Below are 17841 nucleotides of genomic sequence, written 5' to 3'. Positions count from 1 at the left end.
GTGTCGTTAGGGTTGTTCCGATATTACTTCCTAAGATCAAAGCAAAGGCATTGCTAAAGGGGAGGAGTCCGGCATCGACGAACGATACGGCCATCACGGTCAAGGCGGTACTTGATTGAAGAAGAGCTGTAGATATTGAGCCACTCCAGAACCCTCTCCAAGGAGTCGCGGTCATCTGAAGAAGTACTTGGTGGAGGTGATGCCCTGCAAACGATTGTAGACCATGGCGCAGGAGTTTCATCCCCCAAAGTAGAAGGCAGAGGCCCAGTACTAGGGTGGCGATATACAATAGTCTCACCTCTTTCGTGGGGGGAGTGGGAGAGGAAGTTTCTTAGCATCCTACGGCGAAAAGTGTTAGTCGTGGGTCAGCGCCTTCGGCGAAAGTCTCCACTGGAGACTTTCGTGTTCGCACATCCTTCGCCGGTAGGTATACTTTGGGGATAGCGGCTTCGGCGATACTCATCCTCAGCGCGATAGTAATCGTTAAGGGCTGTGCGCATTCGGCGATACTCTCCACCGGAGACTATCGTCACCGGAGACTATCGTGTTCCATTGCTATTCGCTTGTCGCTAAGGCTAAAACTCAAAACCTCTGGGCTTTCTGCAAGTGAACCGTTGAGTTTCTTCTAATCTCAAACATTGCGTTTGAATCTCGGTGTACTGCGTACCGCACTATTAATTGTATTGAATTAGAAGATTTCAAGAACTACAGATAGAAATTATCAAGTTAAATTAGTCAAAGTAAAAAGGCCCTATTTTAGTGCCTCAAAATAAAAATATGAATAGCTGAAAACGTGACAGGAGATGATTGCATAAGTTACCTAGGGGGTGATTATATGCAAGTTCGTGAGGGGACTGTTCGTGATTGGCCTTTTATGTATGCCCTTGGAAAGATAGGTATGCTGGACAGTATTTCGCCATGGCGGAAACAGCCTATCGAAGATACGCTTAAATACAGAGAAGGGTTTCTTACCGGGTTTTGGACGTGGATACAGAACACTGGATCGGTTGTCTTTATTGTGGAGGTCTCGGAGAAAAATGGAAAGTCCAGCGCGGAAGAGGGGAAAGCCCAAAAAATTGGGTATTTAGTTCTACACTCGACGTCACGCGAAGAGTTAACAGGTCTTTCTCAGGGGTGGATCATGGATATAGGTGTGATTCCAGAGTGGAGGGGCAGAGGTGCAGGGCAAGTATTACTCAAAGCCGCGGAGGAGCATTGTCGTGCTCAAGGGATTCATTACCTAGGTCTTGCGGTTAGTAGTCATAATGTGAGAGCCCTTAAGCTTTATGAAAAGTTCGGTTTTGCCGAAGAACGAAAACTATTAGTCAAATGTATAGACTAAAAAAAACTTGCGACGTATCAACGGTCGCAAGTGAAGTAAAAGAGAGGAGTGGGATAAAAAATTGAAAACGTGAGACTATTTAAATCATGTCCTGAGGCCTCATTATTTATACGGGCTTCGGGATATGATTTATTCTGATGGTTATCCGGTATTAAGACTCTCACCTTCTTAAGGGGGAGATGAGTTTCCTTTCTTCTCATCGTGGTATAATACCTTTATTAAAGTTTATCGATCAAGGAGGGCAATTGTGGAGCAATTAGAAATAAGGACATTGGTTCAGTCAGTGTTGGCAGAAACCAAGGAGTTAGAAGGTTATTTCATTGTACGTGCTCAATCTCGTCGGGAATGGAGCATGCGCTTAAGTAACGGGAGATTTGACCGGGTTTCCACCGGAGGAGATAGTGGCTTTGGGGTTCAGGCCTTTACTAAGGAGGGGGCATCAGGTTTTGCCACCTCTGATGTTTTATCCCCGGAGCTCGGCCGGAAATTAGTTGAAAAGGCTATTGGTTTAGCCCGTAGAAATGAGGAGATCGGATCAAAACGAAATCGTCAGATCTGGGAGGCTCCTCTGATTCAGGAACAAATAGAGAACCCTAGCCAAAAGATATTTGGAGAAATCTCTTTGGTCGAACTTCAGGAGAAGGTGATGGTCTTGCATTCCCGTTTACGGGATGGTTTTCCAGAAGGCTCTTGGCAAACAAGTTATCGTCAAATCGAAGAAGTTTGGTGTATGGGCCGATCCGATGGAACGTTGGTATCGTTTGTCATTCCTAGAGCGGCCTTGATGCATCAAGGGACAGTTCGGGATCAGGGTAAGGCACAGAGTACGTTGGTTCATCGCAGTGGCATGGATGCGACGGTGCTCTTTGAGGAAATAACAGATCATACACTCGAAACTAAAGCAATGGACAGGGCAGCATTTGCGAAAGCGGTATGTAGTGCTCCTCTGTTGCCGAGCGGTCATTATCCTTTGGTTATTGACTATGGATTAGCAAAGGGGTTGGCACATGAAGCCTTCGGACACGCAGTTGAGTCGGACCACATGAATGAGTCTGTCTTAGGAGAAGCTGGAAAACTACGCAAAGGGCTTCGGGTGGCCAGACCTGGAGTCAATATCATCGATGGTCCGCTTATTGGAGATTGGGCATATCAACCATTTTCGGCCAATGGCCTTCTAAGGCAAACCGTCACGATTGTGGAAGATGGAGTGTTGGTAGCCGGTCTAGGGGACATTTTCTCCGCAGAAGATGCGGGAATGCCAGTGACCGGAGCGGGGCGAGCAGAGAGCTATGGACAGATTCCTTTGCCCAGAATGAGTAATATTCGTTTGCTGGTTGACAGGATGCTTCCGTTAACTGTAGCGGAGCACTTGATGGATGAGGTGAAGGGGGTTCGTGAAACTCTTTTATGTCATGGAGAGTTACTTGAGGGAACGAAAAATCTACTTCTTTTGGGATATCGCGGGGGACAAGTTAATCCTAAAACGGGGGATTTTGTCTTTCAGTGTGATGGAATTATTGATGTGGCTGATCCGACTCTTCCAATTTACCAACCATCGATATTCAGTGGGAAAATTCTTTCCGCACTAGAGGCAATTCGCGGAGGGTTGGGAGAAGGGGCCTTCGATGCGATTGGAACGTGCGGTAAAGGTGGGCAATCTGTCGCTTCAAGTGGTGGAAGTCATCGTTATTTGCTCATGGATGTTGATCAGCAAGTCAGTTTGGGAGGGGAACAGGCATGAAACTCGTTGCGCAATTAGAGGATCTTCTCTATCAGTCTCAGCAGGCCCCTAAGAAAGAGGAATTACGCTTATCAGCATGGCGGATTTTGGTTCATGAATCAGAAGCAGTCTCTTTAGGAATTAAGGATAATTCACCCGGGAGTGTCTATACACCTCCTAGTTATCGCCAGGGTGAAAGTGGCGAGGTTTTTTTGGTTTGGGCCGATGGGACATGCAGTCAGGCCCTTGTTCAACTTCCATTTCAAAATGAACGAGAGTTTTGGTCTAATGAATTGGAGCAATGGAGGCAGGCTTCCTATGAAGACCCTGATGCGGCACATATCCCTACACCGGAAGCTCTTCCGCTGGTAGCTGTCGAGGACCGCGCTATCCAACAAATAATTGCCGGTCAGGACGAGGTTTTATTTGATCAAGTCAAACATTGGCTTACGGAGAAACCTTCTAATTCGAAGATGCAAGGTAGTATCCAAGCTGCATGGGGGTATCGACATGTTCGTACCTCGACAGGGCTTGCGGTTACATATCAACAGTCTCAATTTGTAACCTGGTTTTCCTTTGATAGTTTAGTAGGGGGCGGATTTGCTAAGCGCCGTCTGATTCGACCTGAAGAAAGGGAGGATTTATGGACCCAAACGGTGAATCACTATGAAGAAATGAAAAAAGAAGCTCCCTCTGTTGGACCACAGACTCAAGTGATCCTTTCTCCGTCAATGACGGAGGAAATGTTAGGACAGTTTATACTGCCAAACTTTTCGGGAGATCGTGTGCTCGAAGGGCAGGGCGCTTTTTCTAAGGAAAGTTTTCTAGAGCAAAAATTAGTGTTTCATCCCCACGTTTCCCTAATCATTGATCCGCTTCAACCCCTTGAATTAGGGTCCTATCTGGTGACGCCTGAGGGAGTCCCTGCACAGCGTACTATGTTAGTGCGAGAGGGACTTTTGCAGACTCCTTATCTGCGAGTTAAAGAGGCTATACGCTGGGGTGCGAAGCCGACGGCCTTACCGCAAGGAATGGGCGGACTATATCTTAAGCACCAATACGAGGTTCGTTGGGAAGAAGCGTTACAAGAGGTAGAGGATGGGGTACTTGTGTTATCCGTGCTCGGTTTACATACTCAAGAGGCAGTCTCGGGATCGTATTCACTCAGTGCGCCTCACAGTTTGCGTATTTTAAAGGGTAAGATTGTCGGGAGAACGGATGTAAAATTGACGGGTAATTTCTTGGCGGATTTGGCTGCATCAACGACAAGGATGGCCCACTCAAATTTAAATGATCATCCTTATCTAATATTAAAAACCGGAGTACAAACTCTTTAAAACAGGACCCCTTTCCGCATCGAAGTGGGCCAGGGAAAAAAATAAAAGTGAAGGAGTCTGAATGCGGTAATGTTAGATTTACATGTTCATCTTATCGGGCATAACGATCGAGAGGCAAACCGAGAAAACATTCGAGCGTTTTTAGAGGTTGCGTCCCGCAGGGGATTAAAGGAAATTGGATTTGCCGATCATGATTATTATTTTGAGCAAATGAATTTTTCACTAATCCGGGAAGTGGCGAACGAATATCCCGATTTAGCAGTTCGAGTCGGCTTGGAAGCAGAATATCGGCCCGAAGATGAAGGGCGAATCAAACAATTGGTGGCTCAATATCCGTTTGATTTTGTGATTGGATCGGTCCATGAAATGAATGGTTGGATCTTTGATATTGCGGAAGAGGAGCAGATGCATTATAAGAAAGATGCAGATGAGCTTTACCGTGAATACTTTGAAGTTGTAACTCGGGCAGCTGGTTGTGGACTATTTACGACGATAGGTCACCTTGACCTCATTAAACTATTTGGAATTCGACCGAGAACAGATATCTTAAAGTTGGCGGATGAGGTGTTAACAGTCGTGGCGGAACGGGGGTTAACCTTGGAAGTTAACACTAATGGTCGGTATAAACCTGTTCAGGAATTTTACCCTGAAAGACGTTTAATGGAAGAAATTCAGCGGCGGGGGATTGATTTTACGTTGGGGTCGGATGCTCATTGTTCCGAAGCTGTAGGCCGAGATCTAGAGGAAGCAAGTAAGGTTTTGCAACAGATTGGGGTTCAATCGGTGGTTGGGTTTAGTAATTTTGACAAAGTACGTCATGCCTTCGATTAGTCGCTTGATATTTTCGGTAAGTGTCAAAAATTTGTAGATTATTGCTTAATCGTAACAGTTAGTGAGAAGGGTGTTGGTGTTTGCATAACTTTACACGGTGGTGAAACACTAGATTATATGTGTTTTGACGGAGTGTAAAGGAGGCGAGCAAATGCCTTGGATTGAAATTGAACTTTCCCCAAGATCAGATTGGAATGAGGATGGCCTTGAAGATTGGGCGCAAGCCCTAGGGGCTTTTTTGACGGATAAGGGTACGGGATTAAATCCACAGATCCATGTGTTACCAGGATTAAATGTGCTTCAGTTGGGGGAGGGGGGAATTGGAGAACTCACCTTAAGCAGTGCCGAACGGTTAGTTATTTTAGATGGATTGTCTTTGAAAGGAACTACTGAATGTGACTTTGCCCGTTTTGTGGTGCGTTTTGCTCGTCAAATGGGGGCAGTCGGAGTATGGGCTTCCATCAGTAGTTCGGATGACAAGAATTTTTGGCGAAAACTAGGTGGGATTATCCAACCAGATTCCGTACCGTTGGTAGGTCCTATTTTGCGAGATAAAGTGGCTATAAGGCAGCTCTCGAAATTTTCATTACTTGTGACCTATGAGGACAAGCCGACCCTTTGTCTTGAACCGATAACGTGTAATGCACATGCTCCTGGGTTAATGAGTCTTTCTCAACGTCGATTGGAAAAGATGTATGGCGGCTGCCCGTTGGGATTTGCCAGTCGTGTGGCAGTGCATTGTCCGTGGAAACTTGACCAAGGACAGTGGGATGACTTGCTCTCCTATAGCCGTTTGCAGGCTTTTGATCTCTTAGAGGAACTTGTTGGTATAAGTCAGTAAACCTGAGTGTAAGATGTAATTTGTCTCTGCCTTTAAAATTATATATAATAAGACAATTATAGAGATAGAGGGATAGAGGAGAGGAAAAGGATAATGGCTGCAAACGATTTAGCTTATGAATTGGCGCGGACTCTCAAAGAATCGGATCAATTTAAGCAATTTCTTAAATCAAAAGAGAAAGTAATGAGTGATGCTAGTAATCACAAGATGGTACGCGAGTTTCAATTGAAACAATGGGAGATTCGCGAGGCACAAATGTTAGAACAGGAAATCAGCGAAGAGAAACAGCAAGAGCTGGAACGCTTATATAGCTTAGTAAGTATAAACCCTGCGGCGAGGGAGTATTTAGAAGCGGAATTTGAAGTTTCATGTATTGTCAACGATATTCAAAAAATCATTGGAGAGGCAATTCAAGACGCTATGCCGATAGGTTTTGAAGAGATGGCCCCCTGAACGCTTGCCTTTGTAGTCAATGACTTACGGGGATATGCTGGATTAAAGAAGGTTTGAATTGATGAAAATTGGAATGGTTTGTTACCCGAGTTATGGGGGTAGTGGGGTTGTCGCAACAGAGCTAGGGTATGCATTGGGGGAGCGAGGGCATGAAGTTCATTTTATTTCCTCTGCTCGCCCCTTTCGCTTGCATCGATTTCATGAGAATCTTTTTTTTCACGAGGTAACTGATGTAAACTACCCTTTGTTTAAATTTCCACCCTATACGTTGTTGCTCGCTAATAAGATCGTTGAAGTCGCCAATTATGTAGGGTTAGATGTGATCCATGCTCATTATGCAATACCACACAGTATTAGTGCCTTTTTAGCCAAACAGATGATGTCCAGACCACTTCCACTGGTGACAACACTGCATGGTACAGATGTTACTTTGGTTGGGGCTTTTGAAGAATTTTATAACTTGACGCGCTTAGGACTTAAAGCTAGCGACAGAATAACGGCTGTTTCTCGTTCATTAGCACGGGAAACAGAAGAGACTTTTGGAGCAATAGATCAAGATATCAAGGTCATACCGAATTTTATCGATCCCAACGTCTATATGCCAATGGAAGGGTTAATGGATCGTTATAGGGGCCATTTTGCTCCCCAGGGTGAGAAGATTCTGGCCCACATCTCGAACTTTAGAGAAGTGAAACGGGTTGTAGATGTGGTGAGGATATTCTGTCAAGTTGAAAAGGCCATTCCATGTCGGCTTCTACTGGTCGGTGATGGACCAGAAATGAGCCGGGTTGAACGAGAGGTCGTAAAACTTGGACTTGAGAGAAAAGTCTGTTTTTTGGGGAAACAGGAAAGTGTTAAAGAAATTTTGCAGATGGTAGATGTCTTTATTCTCCCTTCGGAACAAGAAAGTTTCGGCCTTGTCGCCCTTGAAGCGATGGCCTGTGGGGTTCCGGTCGTTGCCAGTCGGGTTGGCGGGTTACCCGAGGTTGTTCAAGATGGAAAGACAGGATATCTTGCAGACGTCCGAGATGTCCAAGGAATGAGCGAGGCAGTTCTTAGGCTATTAACCGATAATTTACGGTATAAATCCTTTTCTGAACAAGCTGTAACTTGGGCGCGAGAGAGGTTCCCGGTGGACAGGGCTGTCCAAGAATATGAGTCGGTATACGAGAGCGTAGTCCAAAGTCGTAGTTCGTAGATCGAAAATCGTGGTTTGAATTTGGAAGTCCGCGAAGGTCATATCGTAGTTCGTGGTTGGTGGTTCGTGGTTTGATATCTTAGGATAGTAGTTCGTAAAGTTAGCAAGTTAGCAAGTTAGTAAGTTAGTAAGTTAGTAAGTTAGCAAGTTAGCAAGTTAGTAAGTTAGTAAGTTAGAAGTTAGTAAGTTAGTAAGTTAGTAAGTTAGTGGTTTATAGTCTTGAATACAGATATCATAGATATTCGTGGTTCGTGTTAAGATTTGAATGATGAACATTAAATATCGAATATCGTAGTTGTGTTTGAGTTAAGCGTTCGAACCACGAACCACGAATACCGAACATCGATTAGGGGGTGTTTAGATGCCAGATCGGATGACGCTAGATCAGTTTGAAAATGAGTTGGAATCAATTGGTTATATTACTGAACGGAATGATCGAATTGCGCTTACTGCGTTTTTAGCGACCGAACTAGGTAAACCACTTTTAGTTTCAGGCCCAGCAGGGGTAGGAAAGACGGAAATTGCAAAGGTGCTAAGCCAGGTCTTTGGGGCTCCATTAATCCGCTTGCAGTGTTATGAGGGGCTTGATGAAACTAAGGCGCTTTACGAATGGAATTATCAGCGTCAACTTTTAAAGATTCAAATGGGACGAGAGCATCTCTCAGAAGCAGATCTTTTTTCAACGGATTATTTATTACCTCGTCCCTTACTTCAAGCTCTTTTGAGTGAAAAAAGAACGGTGTTGCTCATCGATGAAATTGATAAGACGGATTCGGAATTTGAAGCATTTCTTTTTGAACTATTAGGGGAGTTTCAAGTGACAATTCCTGAGATGGGGACCATTGTGGCCAAAGAACGTCCGATTGTCGTTTTGACGTCTAATGGAGAACGGGAACTTTCGGACGGGTTAAAACGACGCTGCATTTTTTTACACGTGGAACCGCCTTCCGTTAATAAAGAAGTCCGAATTCTGCGAGCAAAAATTCCTAATTTACCAGAACGATTAGCTTTAGATGTGGCAAGGGCTGTTAATATTCTTAGAGAACGCCTCGTTCTAAATAAGATTCCTTCGGTATCCGAAACAATGGACTGGGCTAAGGCCTTGCTCGTGATGGGTAAGACTGGCCTTGATCCTGCTTGGGTTGATGCGACTCTGACATTACTACTTAAGAGCCAAGATGATGTTGAACTTTTCTATCGGGAGATGGGTGCGGAACGCCTCCTATTTGAGTCTAGTAAGTTGGCACAAGGAGAAAGACGTGTTCATGGACAGTCATGATAGAGTCAGCGAATTGGATCGTCATTTAGTGGAGTTTGCTCAATTATTAAGGTCAGTAGGGCTTAAAATCAGCCCTTCGGAAATTTCTGATGCCGCAGATGGATTATCTTTGCTTGGCTTAGTCGATCGAGACAGGGTAGAGGCCGTGCTCCAGGCGACGCTCGTAAAAGATGTTCAATATATTTCAGCGTTTAAAGAGGCCTTTCGGGCATACTTTGCGTCATTAGAACAGAAACAGGCCTGGCAGAAGGATGCAGAAGACAAGACAAGTCAATGGAACGAGCAGATCGAGAGTACCCGAAAGGACTTGCGTTTTCAGGAAAACGAGTTGGATCTTTCGGAAGAACAACGAGCTATCTATGCTAGTCTTCCGGAGAAAGATAAACAACGTCTGCGCGATTTCTTAGAAAAATCATCGAATGGCACGCGAAGCGGAGTACCTGTGGACCATTCTTATCAACCTATGGTTGAACGTGTTCTCAGGGGGTCCTTGGAGTATTGGAGAAAGAAGTTAAACGAAGAAGAGCCCATTTTCTCTCCAGGGTCCACCGATGGTGTGCTTTCTGAAGTGGAACGTGCACTTCGCGATCGCGAAGCGGAGGTTTTAAGTCGGGATTTAAAGAAGATATCTGCCGAAGAGTGGCCAGAGGTGATCCGCTTGATTCGTCGCCTTAGTCAACGTCTTGCTAGTCAAGTAACTCGTCGTTACCGAGCAGCTCGAAGGCGGGGTGGACTGGACATGCGCTCGACTTTACGTAGAAATCTTCGCTATGGTGGGGTACTTGTGGAACGAAGCTATCGCAGCCGTCGGAGGGGACGCCCTAAAATTGTCTTGCTCTGCGATATTTCTGGTTCGATGCTCAAATACACGGAATTTATTTGGCAATTTATCTATGGACTATCTTCAGTGGTGAGTGGGATAAAAACATTCGCCTTTGGGGAAGTTCTGATTCCTTTAACTGAAAAGTTTAAGAAAGGTCAAAGATTTGAAGTTATGGTTAAGGAAGCACTAGCGGTGTCTGGAAAAGAATGGGGAGGAGGGACTAATTTAGCGAATGCTTTAGAAACTTTGCGGAGTAAGTTTCCGGATACACTTTCTAAGCAAACCTTACTTTTGATAGTCAGTGATGCACAGACGCTTGAGGGGGAGAAGGCGGCGGCCTTACTTGGGGGGATACATGGTCAGGTCCGTCAGGTGCTATGGCTCAATACACTCCCTGAACGTCGCTGGGTTGAAACTCCCTATGTCAAAGCGTTTCTTCCTTCCTGTGTAATGTATGAATGTTTCACCCTAGGTCACTTAACCAAAATTTTAAACAAGCAATTCTAAAAAGATTGCTTGTTTATTTTATGGGCTAAAAGAGCATACTATAGTTAGATTACTTGTACAGAAACACACAAAGTGTGGGAGGTATACTTATGTTAGAAAAATGTCGTGCTTGCGGGTTTGAACATGAAGATCTGGGTCACATCTTATTCAGAAGGAATCACGTGAGCAATCGTGTTTTACCCTATTGCTCACATTGTCTGCGTCGACTTTATCAAGTACCCTATCGACCGGAAAGAGATTTGTAAATCGTTGCATAATCTGAATTGGCAATGGGAAATACTAAAAGTTTACTTATACTTGCCTTTTCTTCGAAGCTTTGGTATATTTGGTTTTGAAGTTGGGAGAAAAGGGGATGTTGTAACATGGCATACGTTATCAGTTCAGAATGCATTAGTTGCGGTGCTTGCGAAGGAGAATGTACAGTTTCAGCAATTAGTGAAGGTGATGGTTTATACGTCATCAATGCAGATCTTTGCATCGATTGTGGGTCATGTGCCACGGTCTGTCCAGTTGAGGCACCAAATCCAGCGTAATTACTTTATCAACGTATAAACGCAAAAGGGAGAGTAAAAATTACTCTCCTTTTTTGCGTTCATTAACAATTTTACTAAAGAAATCATTCGATCTGACCAGTGCATCAGGATAATTAGTTTAGTGGATTTTTATTGACAAATTTATTATCTTAATTTAAAATTTAAATAACAATAATTTTAAATTACAATAAAAGGGGACGTAGGTATGGATGCCATCGAAATTCTTAAACAGTTAAAAAATAAAGGTGTCCGTTTTACACCGCAGAGGCAGGCTATTCTAGAATTCCTACTTGAAACTAAATCTCATCCCACGGCAGATGAAATTTATCATCATGTTAAGGCGAAGTTTCCAGGAGTAAGTTTAGGCACAATTTATAATACACTAAACATGCTGAAAGAACATGGGCACCTTTTAGAGTTGTCTTATGGCGATATGTCAAGTCGTTTTGATGGGAATCCCATAAACCATTATCATATCGTTTGTTCAACATGTGGTAAGGTGGCAGACCTTCATCGCACTCTGATTGACTTAGATCAAGAAGTTATGGAGGAATCAGGTTTTCAAATATTAGGGCATCGCATGGAATTTTACGGGATATGTCCTGACTGCACCAAAAGTATGCACTGAATAAAACGAGAGAGTTACTCCACATAACTCATGGGTAAAATATGCTTCAATGTAAGCAACTACCCATGGGTTTATTTTTCTTATGTTTTAGGTCAACACCAAAGTTTCCTATATTATCAGCAAGGGTTTTGAAGATTTTTCACGAATAAGTCAACTAATCTTAATTTGCTATTCTTTAGCACGATAGTATTTGTTAGGGGTGTGCGTTTTCGGCGTTAGTCATCTATGGGCGACAGCGTTCTTTTGGTGTTAACCCTGTGAGAGGCTTTTGTCACCGAAGCGAGCACGGAACTCCCATTAAATAGTGGGGGTGTTGGAAGTGGGTAAAGAGGGGATTTTATGTTCAATCGGCGCTTAATGATCTTTATTGCTTTATGGGCTTTAACTATGGGTACATTATGGTGGTATTGGCGAAATGTTCAAGGGGAGTCTCTTCAAGCGGGGCAAAGTGGTATAAGTGCGACACGTTTTATGCAAAATTTAAATGGGAGTTGGGATCAGTTCTCTTCATTACGTCAAGCTTGGACAACGGAATCCGAACGTATTAAAGGAATTAACAATCAATCCTTTTTAACGGGAGGGAAACTCATAACACTACCGTCAAGTGAGAGATTTAGAGTCGTGGCTAAGCGAGTACGAATCCCAGGGGAATGGAGTTCCCGTACTATGTTGCTCACGATGAATAGCGTTCAGGGGCATGCCAGCGTATACTTAAATGGGATCTCAAGTAGTCAGAAAATCGGCGAATTTGAAGGAAGCGGCGGGGCAGACGAAATAGAAATTCCAGCTAAGGCGTTTCGCTATGGCGAAGATAATATTCTGATAATTGAGCTCGCAGGAAGTGCAGGGCAACGAGCTACGTTTTTGGGCTCCGCTTGGCCAAGATCGGGGCGCATCACAGGCGATTTCCGTTTAAATGCAGTAGTTGAAACGACGATTATGCCTCCGCAGGTGCGCGTAGCGTGGACGGGAACTACCGCACAAATTACGGTAGAATCAAGTTTACAGCTGCGAGGGTTTTCTCAAGACGGTCCTTGGACCGTTAACGGAGTGCTATCGGATGGCTCAGCGGGGGTAGCAGAGCAGACTATAACACTGGAACCTCAAGAAAAGGTAGATAATCGTCCGGTAACATTGACTTTTTCTGTACCTGATGCGAGGCGTTGGACTTTGGAGGATCCTTATCTCTATCAGTTGCATTTGACGGTTACGAACAGCAAGGCTGATATGGATGATTTGGCGTTGCCCATAGGTCTGCGTACAATCGCCTTTTCGGCTGGAAAATGGGTATTAAATGACCAGGTTATTCCCATCATGGGGAAGGCCTTAATGCCGCAAGATGAGTATAAGCTTAGACATACCGAACAGGTGGAAGCTTGGCTAAGATCCGAACGTCAAAAAGGAGTTAACTTAATCTATTTTATAGGTCAATCCCCTGATGAGCTATGGTTACAGGCGGCTGACCGGGTCGGTATGGGGTTATGGGCAGAATTGCCCGTAGAACTAATTCCATCTCATCGGCTCCCACAACCGATCGTCTTTCGAAAAAACATTAAAGAAAAAATGCTCCATCCATCTCTATGGGCATGGACAGTTGGAAAGGGTTTAGATTCCGATAATTTGGCAAAAACTTATCTTCAACAGGCTGTGAAAGAAGTTCAACCTAATCTAGCCTTTGCCCTCGAAACCACTCATCACAGTATTTCAGACTTTTCTGAGGAGCAGTTACTAGTTATTCAAGGAAATAACCTTCAAGGAGACTGGGGGCAGGTAACGGTCGAAACCCCTTCGCTCCCACGTGTTCTTTGGGTTAATGAAGCCATTGCTGCAGGGGTATGGGCTCTCTTAATGTTTTATTTGGCTTGGATGAATCTCCGGTCAACTATATGGCGTTACAAGGAAATAGGAGAAAAGAAGCCCAAGCGTCGCTTGCGCCGTGCTTGGCTTTGGGATGGGTTATTCGTATTTGCGCGTGAAGGTATGCTAGCGGGGCTTGTCACTTCTGGAATATTCCGTATTCCAATCCATATAAGTCCCTGGTTCTCACATTTGTGGCCTAGAATTGAATTAGTTCAGGCGCAATCCCCATGGTTGGTCTGGGAAATGTTGACTGTATTATTCATGCTTATCCGGTTGCTTCAAGTTGGAGTAGTGTCTCCCCATATGCCGGACGCCCCACATGCTGTAGGGCTTGTGTATTGGCTGGAACGTCGTTATCGGTGGGCAGTCTTTATTGCAATAGGCTGGGCATCGTTTCCCTGGGGAGTTCCTTTCTACTTCCCGATTCTAGGCTATACTGCGCTTGTTATTCTGTTTCTGCCTATTCGTGTTCGTGATATTCATCGAGTTGGGGGGCATTACTTGCCCTTCTTGTGGGTGCCTGGAATCATGGCAGGTTCAGTCTTAGTTTGGGCTTCATTTTACGTTGGAGATTGGATTTATCTTTGGCATATGCTATCTGAGTCAATATTTTATTGGATGGGAAGGGGTTAATATAGATGAACAATAACAGTTTCAAACCACATTTTCTCACTACGGGTGTAGGAAGTGTACCTCTAAAGACGAGCGAAGATGCGTTGGGATTGATTTGGAAAAGCGTACCGTTTGCGCCGCATTGGCCTCAACTTCCTAGCCTTGGAGCAGAAAGCTCTTTTGTGGGTCAGTATCTCAATGCTCTGATTGAAACGGGAGTCATTGCCAATGTTCAAGAACCAAAGTTTCAAGTTGAGGCTACGGATTGGGTTGACCGAATGACGGTATTCTACGAGCTATATTTAGAGGCTGTTGACGGAAACGAACAAGCTCTGGAGAAGTTTGGCTTTAGTGCACAAGGCGGCGAGGGTTTTGAAGCTTTCTGCCGAGATCTTGAGCGTTTCGGAACACGGGATGCTGTGCTTTTAAAAGGCCAAGTTAGTGGTTCATTAACCCTGGGAATGCAAATTACCGATAAAAATAGACGATCAAGTTATTATGATGATACTCTTCGGGATATGCTGGTTAAAACTCTTGCCATGCATGCTGAGTGGCAAACCAAACGACTTCGGAAGTTCGGGTTACCCGTCTTGATGACGATAGACGATCCAGGACTTTATGGATTTGGTGCCTCAACACATGTCACGTTAAGTAGAGAGCAACTTATTGAAGAATTGAACGTAATTATTGAAGGAATTCTTCGGCAAGGTGGAATTCCTGGTGTGCATGTCTGTGCAGGGATGGATTGGACTCTTCTTTTTGACTCCAAGGTTGAGGTTGTAAATTTTGATGCCTATGATTATATGCAAAGTATGATGGTTTTAGCTGAGCCGATAAATCGATATTTAGCACGTGGCGGAATTCTTTCTTGGGGGATTGTTCCTACAAATCCTGTAGCTTGGGAAGAAACGACTCAGAAACTTATAGTCCGATTGGAACAGAACATCGAAGAGCTTGTGAAACGAGGGGTCGACGAATCACTTCTTCGTCAACAAAGTATGTTAACTCCAAGTTGTGGGACAGGAACACTTCCGAAAGATTTGGCAGAACATGTCTACAAACTTTTAATGGAAATCGGGGGACTTGTGAGAGGACTTGTGTGACACAGCGCTTGGTGCTTACGACGCAGAGCAAACTAACCGTTCAAGCTCCTGCTATGGGGTGCGGGGTCCATCCTTCGGCGATAGTATTATTTCAAAGAATGCGCCTACGGCGATAATCTCCAATGGAGACTATCGTGCCAAAAGCGCCATCCGCCGTCCATGACTCAAACAGGACGTTTGAGGTTAGAGCACCGCCATGGATGGCAAGGTGCCGTGATGGACAAGTGTCCCTGTAGCCCGAAGACACTGTCTTTGCACGTATTAACCTTCTTGCAGGACGGCGAGAAGGGACCTTGGCGCATTGGCGGCAGTGTACATCCGCTGGCCAAGGATGGCCGAGTGTCCCTGAAGCCCGAAGACACTGTCTTCGCACGTATTAACCTTCTTGCAGGATGGCGAGAAGGGACCTTGTACACTGCCCCGTATCTGGGGTCGGTCGCTTGAGCGGAAGTTTGCAATTCTGCTTTCGTAAAGACCTTGCGCTCGTGTCACACTGCGTCCTGGGCTTGGGTCCGAGGAACGGAAGGTTTGGGGGATGGCACATTACATGTGCACCGTCTGCGTGCAAGTTAGGGACGCTTTTGACTTAGATTTGCAACTCTCGTATCTGGGGTCGGTCGCTTGAATGGAAGTCTGCTTACGTAAAGACGTCGCTGATGTATCACACTGCGTCCCGGGGCTTGGAACGGGGGAAATGTTTGCACGGAGTAAGTGATCAACGGCAACTGAACCTCGGATTTCGAACTTCGAACTTCGAACTTCGAGCATCGATAAGGTTGCATATCCGACAAATATGCTTTATAATAAAACCGAGTCTTTTACTAAGGAATCCAAGGAGGAATAGTTACATGTTAACGAAAGAGATGACTGTAGGTCAAGTGTTACGATCATATCCCCAAACAGTTCAGATTTTTCTAGAGCTTGGGATGCATTGCTTAGGATGTCCATCATCCACAATGGAGAGCATAGAAGGTGCAGCGCTAACCCATGGACAGAATGCTGATGAACTTGTAGCAAAATTGAATAAGGCAATTGCAGATGCCTAATCCTAGCTAATTGATAAGACAAACGGAGCTAGCTCATACTTGAGCTAGCTCCGTTTGTGCTTAAATCACAATATTGTCCGATATAGGGACATAAGGTCATTTTGTTAACTTCTAAAGAATGGATTATTACGCTTATTGTACAAGTTAGGGTTATAGGCAAGTAGTTTCTTAACAGACCGGAAAAAAGAATCACTTTTACTTGAGCTAATGTAAACTTTCCATTAAAAAATCCAAATTATTAAAAAGTACATACACACCTTTCCGGTGTTTCCATATATTGTTATTAGTTAAAGGCAAGAGAATAGATCACATTTAAAGATTCGACTTGCAATAGTTAAAGGAGGAATTTATATGGAATTACGTTCCGTTGCTTATAATCCAATTGCAGCACCTGGTATGGGTGGAATGCAAGGTATGCCAGGGATGTCAGGAATGCAAGGTATGCCAGGGATGTCAGGAATGCAAGGTATGCCAGGGATGTCAGGAATGCAAGGGATGCCAGGGATGCCAGGGATGCCAGGAATGCAAGGAATGCAAGGAATGCAGATGGCCGGTGGTGCTGGGATGTATCCCCAAGGCGGTTTTGTAAATTTGGACGTAGATATGGATCCTGGTTTTGTTTCGATTGATGTCGACAACCCAATGGCTTGTGCACCCTGTGGACCACACATGATGCATTACCAGCATCATTGCCCAATGCCAACCCCCGTGCCTACCCCTGAACCGGAAGTCTATGTCGTGAAAAAAGGGGATACAATTTACAAAATTGCAAAACGCTATGGTACTACAATGCAGGCTATAATTCTCGCGAATAACTTGCGTAACCCGGATTTGATTTACCCAGGACAGATCTTATTTATTCCTGGAGTGTCGGAGTTCAGGGGATCAAATTTAAAAGGGTAGACTAGGTATATTCTTAAAATGTCATATAAATGCAGGCTTACTTCAGGTGGAGTTTTTACTCCATCTGAAGTTTTATACGTTTGAACGCTCTTCCATTAAGGCACGCAAGAGTAGGACTTTATTCCTATCTTTAAATTTTTCTTTAAAAAGGCCAATAAGTGAGCAGGATTATGGTCATGTATGGAGAATAGTGGGAAGAAGTGGGGTAAAGTGGAGAGGATATCCACTGACAGTGGGGTGAGCACTATGTTTATGGGGGAATACATTCATACAATTGATGGGAAAGGTCGGTTGATAATCCCAGCGAAATTCCGAGAAGCCTTGGGGGAACAATTTATTGTGACTAAAGGCTTAGATCATTGTTTGTTTGTTTACCCTCGCTCCGAATGGAATGATTTAGAGCAGAAGCTCCGTGCGCTACCGTTTACCCAACCTGATGTTCGTGCTTTTGTCCGTTTCTTTTTTTCCGGGGCGACTGAATGTGAACTGGATAAGCAGGGAAGAATTCTATTGCCGGCAAATTTGCGTGATTATGCGCAATTGGAAAAGGACCTGGTTCTGGTGGGAGTGTCAAGTCGAGTCGAGATTTGGAGTCAGACACTTTGGACAGACTACAGTCGGCAAGCTGAAAGTGCTTATGCCAGCGCTGCTGAATCCTTAGTTCAGCTCGGCATATAGAAAGGGACGGATTTAGTTGGAGTTTCATCATGTTACAGTATTGTTGAAAGAGACGATAGACGCTGTCGTTATAAATTCCTCAGGTAAGTATGTCGATTGCACACTGGGTGGAGCCGGACATAGCCAAAGGATTCTATCAAAGCTAGG

At 44.5% G+C, this 17841-nt stretch carries 21 protein-coding genes; 18 read left to right on the top strand and 3 right to left on the bottom strand.

Going from position 1 to position 17841, the window contains the following annotated elements; all coding sequences use genetic code 11:
• Positions 1 to 241 (bottom strand): Na/Pi symporter (locus tag UF75_RS18155; protein WP_242860317.1); only part of this gene is annotated, 241 nt, incomplete at its 3' end.
• Positions 242 to 365: 124 nt separating this feature from the next.
• Positions 366 to 533, bottom strand: coding sequence for a hypothetical protein (locus UF75_RS29655; RefSeq protein ID WP_156146504.1), 168 nt, complete (start codon positions 531 to 533; stop codon positions 366 to 368).
• Between the two features lie 302 nt (positions 534 to 835).
• Between UF75_RS29655 and UF75_RS18150 the strand changes: the two genes are divergently transcribed.
• The 14 genes from UF75_RS18150 (at position 836) to UF75_RS18090 (ending at position 15067) form a co-directional block, all read left to right on the top strand.
• Complete coding sequence (locus UF75_RS18150; RefSeq protein WP_045575984.1) at positions 836 to 1342, top strand: GNAT family N-acetyltransferase; 507 nt, start codon at positions 836 to 838, stop codon at positions 1340 to 1342.
• A 247-nt stretch (positions 1343 to 1589) separates the two neighbouring features.
• Complete coding sequence (locus UF75_RS18145) at positions 1590 to 3083, top strand: TldD/PmbA family protein (protein ID WP_045575983.1); 1494 nt, start codon at positions 1590 to 1592, stop codon at positions 3081 to 3083.
• Positions 3080 to 4399, top strand: a complete 1320-nt coding sequence (locus tag UF75_RS18140; protein WP_045575982.1) for a metallopeptidase TldD-related protein — start codon at positions 3080 to 3082, stop codon at positions 4397 to 4399. Before UF75_RS18145 ends, UF75_RS18140 begins: the two co-directional genes overlap by 4 nt.
• A 69-nt stretch (positions 4400 to 4468) precedes the next feature.
• The gene (locus UF75_RS18135; protein WP_045575981.1) at positions 4469 to 5230 is read left to right on the top strand and encodes a histidinol-phosphatase; all 762 of its coding nucleotides are present in this window, start codon (positions 4469 to 4471) and stop codon (positions 5228 to 5230) included.
• A 151-nt stretch (positions 5231 to 5381) separates the two neighbouring features.
• Positions 5382 to 6071, top strand: a complete 690-nt coding sequence (locus UF75_RS18130; protein ID WP_045575980.1) for a hypothetical protein — start codon at positions 5382 to 5384, stop codon at positions 6069 to 6071.
• A 93-nt stretch (positions 6072 to 6164) separates the two neighbouring features.
• Positions 6165 to 6524 (top strand): YlbF family regulator, encoded by a 360-nt coding sequence (locus UF75_RS18125; protein ID WP_045575979.1) that lies wholly within the window; start codon positions 6165 to 6167, stop codon positions 6522 to 6524.
• Between the two features lie 61 nt (positions 6525 to 6585).
• Positions 6586 to 7722 (top strand): N-acetyl-alpha-D-glucosaminyl L-malate synthase BshA, encoded by a 1137-nt coding sequence (gene bshA, locus UF75_RS18120; protein WP_045575978.1) that lies wholly within the window; start codon positions 6586 to 6588, stop codon positions 7720 to 7722.
• Between the two features lie 361 nt (positions 7723 to 8083).
• Positions 8084 to 9001 (top strand): MoxR family ATPase, encoded by a 918-nt coding sequence (locus UF75_RS18115; RefSeq protein WP_045575977.1) that lies wholly within the window; start codon positions 8084 to 8086, stop codon positions 8999 to 9001.
• A complete protein-coding gene (locus tag UF75_RS18110; RefSeq protein ID WP_045575976.1) occupies positions 8988 to 10331 on the top strand; it encodes a VWA domain-containing protein in 1344 nt (447 codons plus the stop codon). Before UF75_RS18115 ends, UF75_RS18110 begins: the two co-directional genes overlap by 14 nt.
• Positions 10332 to 10420: 89 nt before the next feature.
• Positions 10421 to 10576 (top strand): hypothetical protein, encoded by a 156-nt coding sequence (locus tag UF75_RS29250; protein WP_197079452.1) that lies wholly within the window; start codon positions 10421 to 10423, stop codon positions 10574 to 10576.
• Between the two features lie 117 nt (positions 10577 to 10693).
• Positions 10694 to 10864 (top strand): 4Fe-4S binding protein, encoded by a 171-nt coding sequence (locus tag UF75_RS27420; RefSeq protein WP_082075218.1) that lies wholly within the window; start codon positions 10694 to 10696, stop codon positions 10862 to 10864.
• 205 nt (positions 10865 to 11069) lie between these two features.
• Positions 11070 to 11492: a transcriptional repressor gene (locus UF75_RS18100; RefSeq protein ID WP_045575974.1), complete on the top strand. Its 423-nt coding sequence runs from the start codon at positions 11070 to 11072 to the stop codon at positions 11490 to 11492.
• Between the two features lie 339 nt (positions 11493 to 11831).
• The gene (locus UF75_RS18095; RefSeq protein ID WP_045575973.1) at positions 11832 to 13985 is read left to right on the top strand and encodes a glycosyl hydrolase; all 2154 of its coding nucleotides are present in this window, start codon (positions 11832 to 11834) and stop codon (positions 13983 to 13985) included.
• 5 nt (positions 13986 to 13990) lie between these two features.
• Positions 13991 to 15067 carry a methionine synthase gene (locus UF75_RS18090; RefSeq protein WP_045575972.1) on the top strand — a complete coding sequence of 359 codons (1077 nt, stop codon included), beginning with the start codon at positions 13991 to 13993 and terminating at the stop codon, positions 15065 to 15067.
• 91 nt (positions 15068 to 15158) lie between these two features.
• Here UF75_RS18090 and UF75_RS29245 read toward each other — a convergent pair whose 3' ends face one another.
• The gene (locus UF75_RS29245) at positions 15159 to 15440 is read right to left on the bottom strand and encodes a hypothetical protein (RefSeq protein ID WP_197079451.1); all 282 of its coding nucleotides are present in this window, start codon (positions 15438 to 15440) and stop codon (positions 15159 to 15161) included.
• A 475-nt stretch (positions 15441 to 15915) separates the two neighbouring features.
• Here UF75_RS29245 and UF75_RS18080 point away from each other — a divergent pair, with 475 nt between their 5' ends.
• The 4 genes from UF75_RS18080 to mraW all read left to right on the top strand — a co-directional run.
• A complete protein-coding gene (locus tag UF75_RS18080) occupies positions 15916 to 16113 on the top strand; it encodes a DUF1858 domain-containing protein (protein ID WP_045575970.1) in 198 nt (65 codons plus the stop codon).
• Between the two features lie 351 nt (positions 16114 to 16464).
• Positions 16465 to 17016, top strand: a complete 552-nt coding sequence (locus tag UF75_RS27415) for a LysM peptidoglycan-binding domain-containing protein (protein WP_082075217.1) — start codon at positions 16465 to 16467, stop codon at positions 17014 to 17016.
• Positions 17017 to 17262: 246 nt separating this feature from the next.
• The gene (mraZ, locus tag UF75_RS18070) at positions 17263 to 17694 is read left to right on the top strand and encodes a division/cell wall cluster transcriptional repressor MraZ (RefSeq protein WP_197079454.1); all 432 of its coding nucleotides are present in this window, start codon (positions 17263 to 17265) and stop codon (positions 17692 to 17694) included.
• A 16-nt stretch (positions 17695 to 17710) separates the two neighbouring features.
• The coding region (gene mraW / locus UF75_RS27410) for a 16S rRNA (cytosine(1402)-N(4))-methyltransferase (RefSeq protein WP_082075219.1) at positions 17711 to 17841 on the top strand (131 nt) is incomplete at its 3' end.

Source organism: Desulfosporosinus sp. I2 (assembly GCF_000960765.1).
Taxonomy (GTDB): Bacteria; Bacillota; Desulfitobacteriia; order Desulfitobacteriales; family Desulfitobacteriaceae; genus Desulfosporosinus.
Note: the sequence above shows the minus strand (reverse complement) of the source record. Positions and strands in the feature narration are given on the sequence as shown.

Coding starts and splice junctions, on each gene's coding strand:
- UF75_RS18130 (WP_045575980.1), top strand. CDS start 5,382: ATGCCTTGGATTGAAATTGAACTTTCCCCAAGATCAGATTGGAATGAG.
- UF75_RS18090 (WP_045575972.1), top strand. CDS start 13,991: ATGAACAATAACAGTTTCAAACCACATTTTCTCACTACGGGTGTAGGA.
- UF75_RS27420 (WP_082075218.1), top strand. CDS start 10,694: ATGGCATACGTTATCAGTTCAGAATGCATTAGTTGCGGTGCTTGCGAA.
- UF75_RS29250 (WP_197079452.1), top strand. CDS start 10,421: ATGTTAGAAAAATGTCGTGCTTGCGGGTTTGAACATGAAGATCTGGGT.
- UF75_RS18100 (WP_045575974.1), top strand. CDS start 11,070: ATGGATGCCATCGAAATTCTTAAACAGTTAAAAAATAAAGGTGTCCGT.
- UF75_RS27415 (WP_082075217.1), top strand. CDS start 16,465: ATGGAATTACGTTCCGTTGCTTATAATCCAATTGCAGCACCTGGTATG.
- UF75_RS18095 (WP_045575973.1), top strand. CDS start 11,832: ATGTTCAATCGGCGCTTAATGATCTTTATTGCTTTATGGGCTTTAACT.
- UF75_RS18140 (WP_045575982.1), top strand. CDS start 3,080: ATGAAACTCGTTGCGCAATTAGAGGATCTTCTCTATCAGTCTCAGCAG.
- bshA (WP_045575978.1), top strand. CDS start 6,586: ATGAAAATTGGAATGGTTTGTTACCCGAGTTATGGGGGTAGTGGGGTT.
- UF75_RS18110 (WP_045575976.1), top strand. CDS start 8,988: ATGGACAGTCATGATAGAGTCAGCGAATTGGATCGTCATTTAGTGGAG.
- UF75_RS18115 (WP_045575977.1), top strand. CDS start 8,084: ATGCCAGATCGGATGACGCTAGATCAGTTTGAAAATGAGTTGGAATCA.
- mraZ (WP_197079454.1), top strand. CDS start 17,263: ATGTTTATGGGGGAATACATTCATACAATTGATGGGAAAGGTCGGTTG.
- UF75_RS18080 (WP_045575970.1), top strand. CDS start 15,916: ATGTTAACGAAAGAGATGACTGTAGGTCAAGTGTTACGATCATATCCC.
- UF75_RS18125 (WP_045575979.1), top strand. CDS start 6,165: ATGGCTGCAAACGATTTAGCTTATGAATTGGCGCGGACTCTCAAAGAA.
- UF75_RS18150 (WP_045575984.1), top strand. CDS start 836: ATGCAAGTTCGTGAGGGGACTGTTCGTGATTGGCCTTTTATGTATGCC.
- UF75_RS18135 (WP_045575981.1), top strand. CDS start 4,469: ATGTTAGATTTACATGTTCATCTTATCGGGCATAACGATCGAGAGGCA.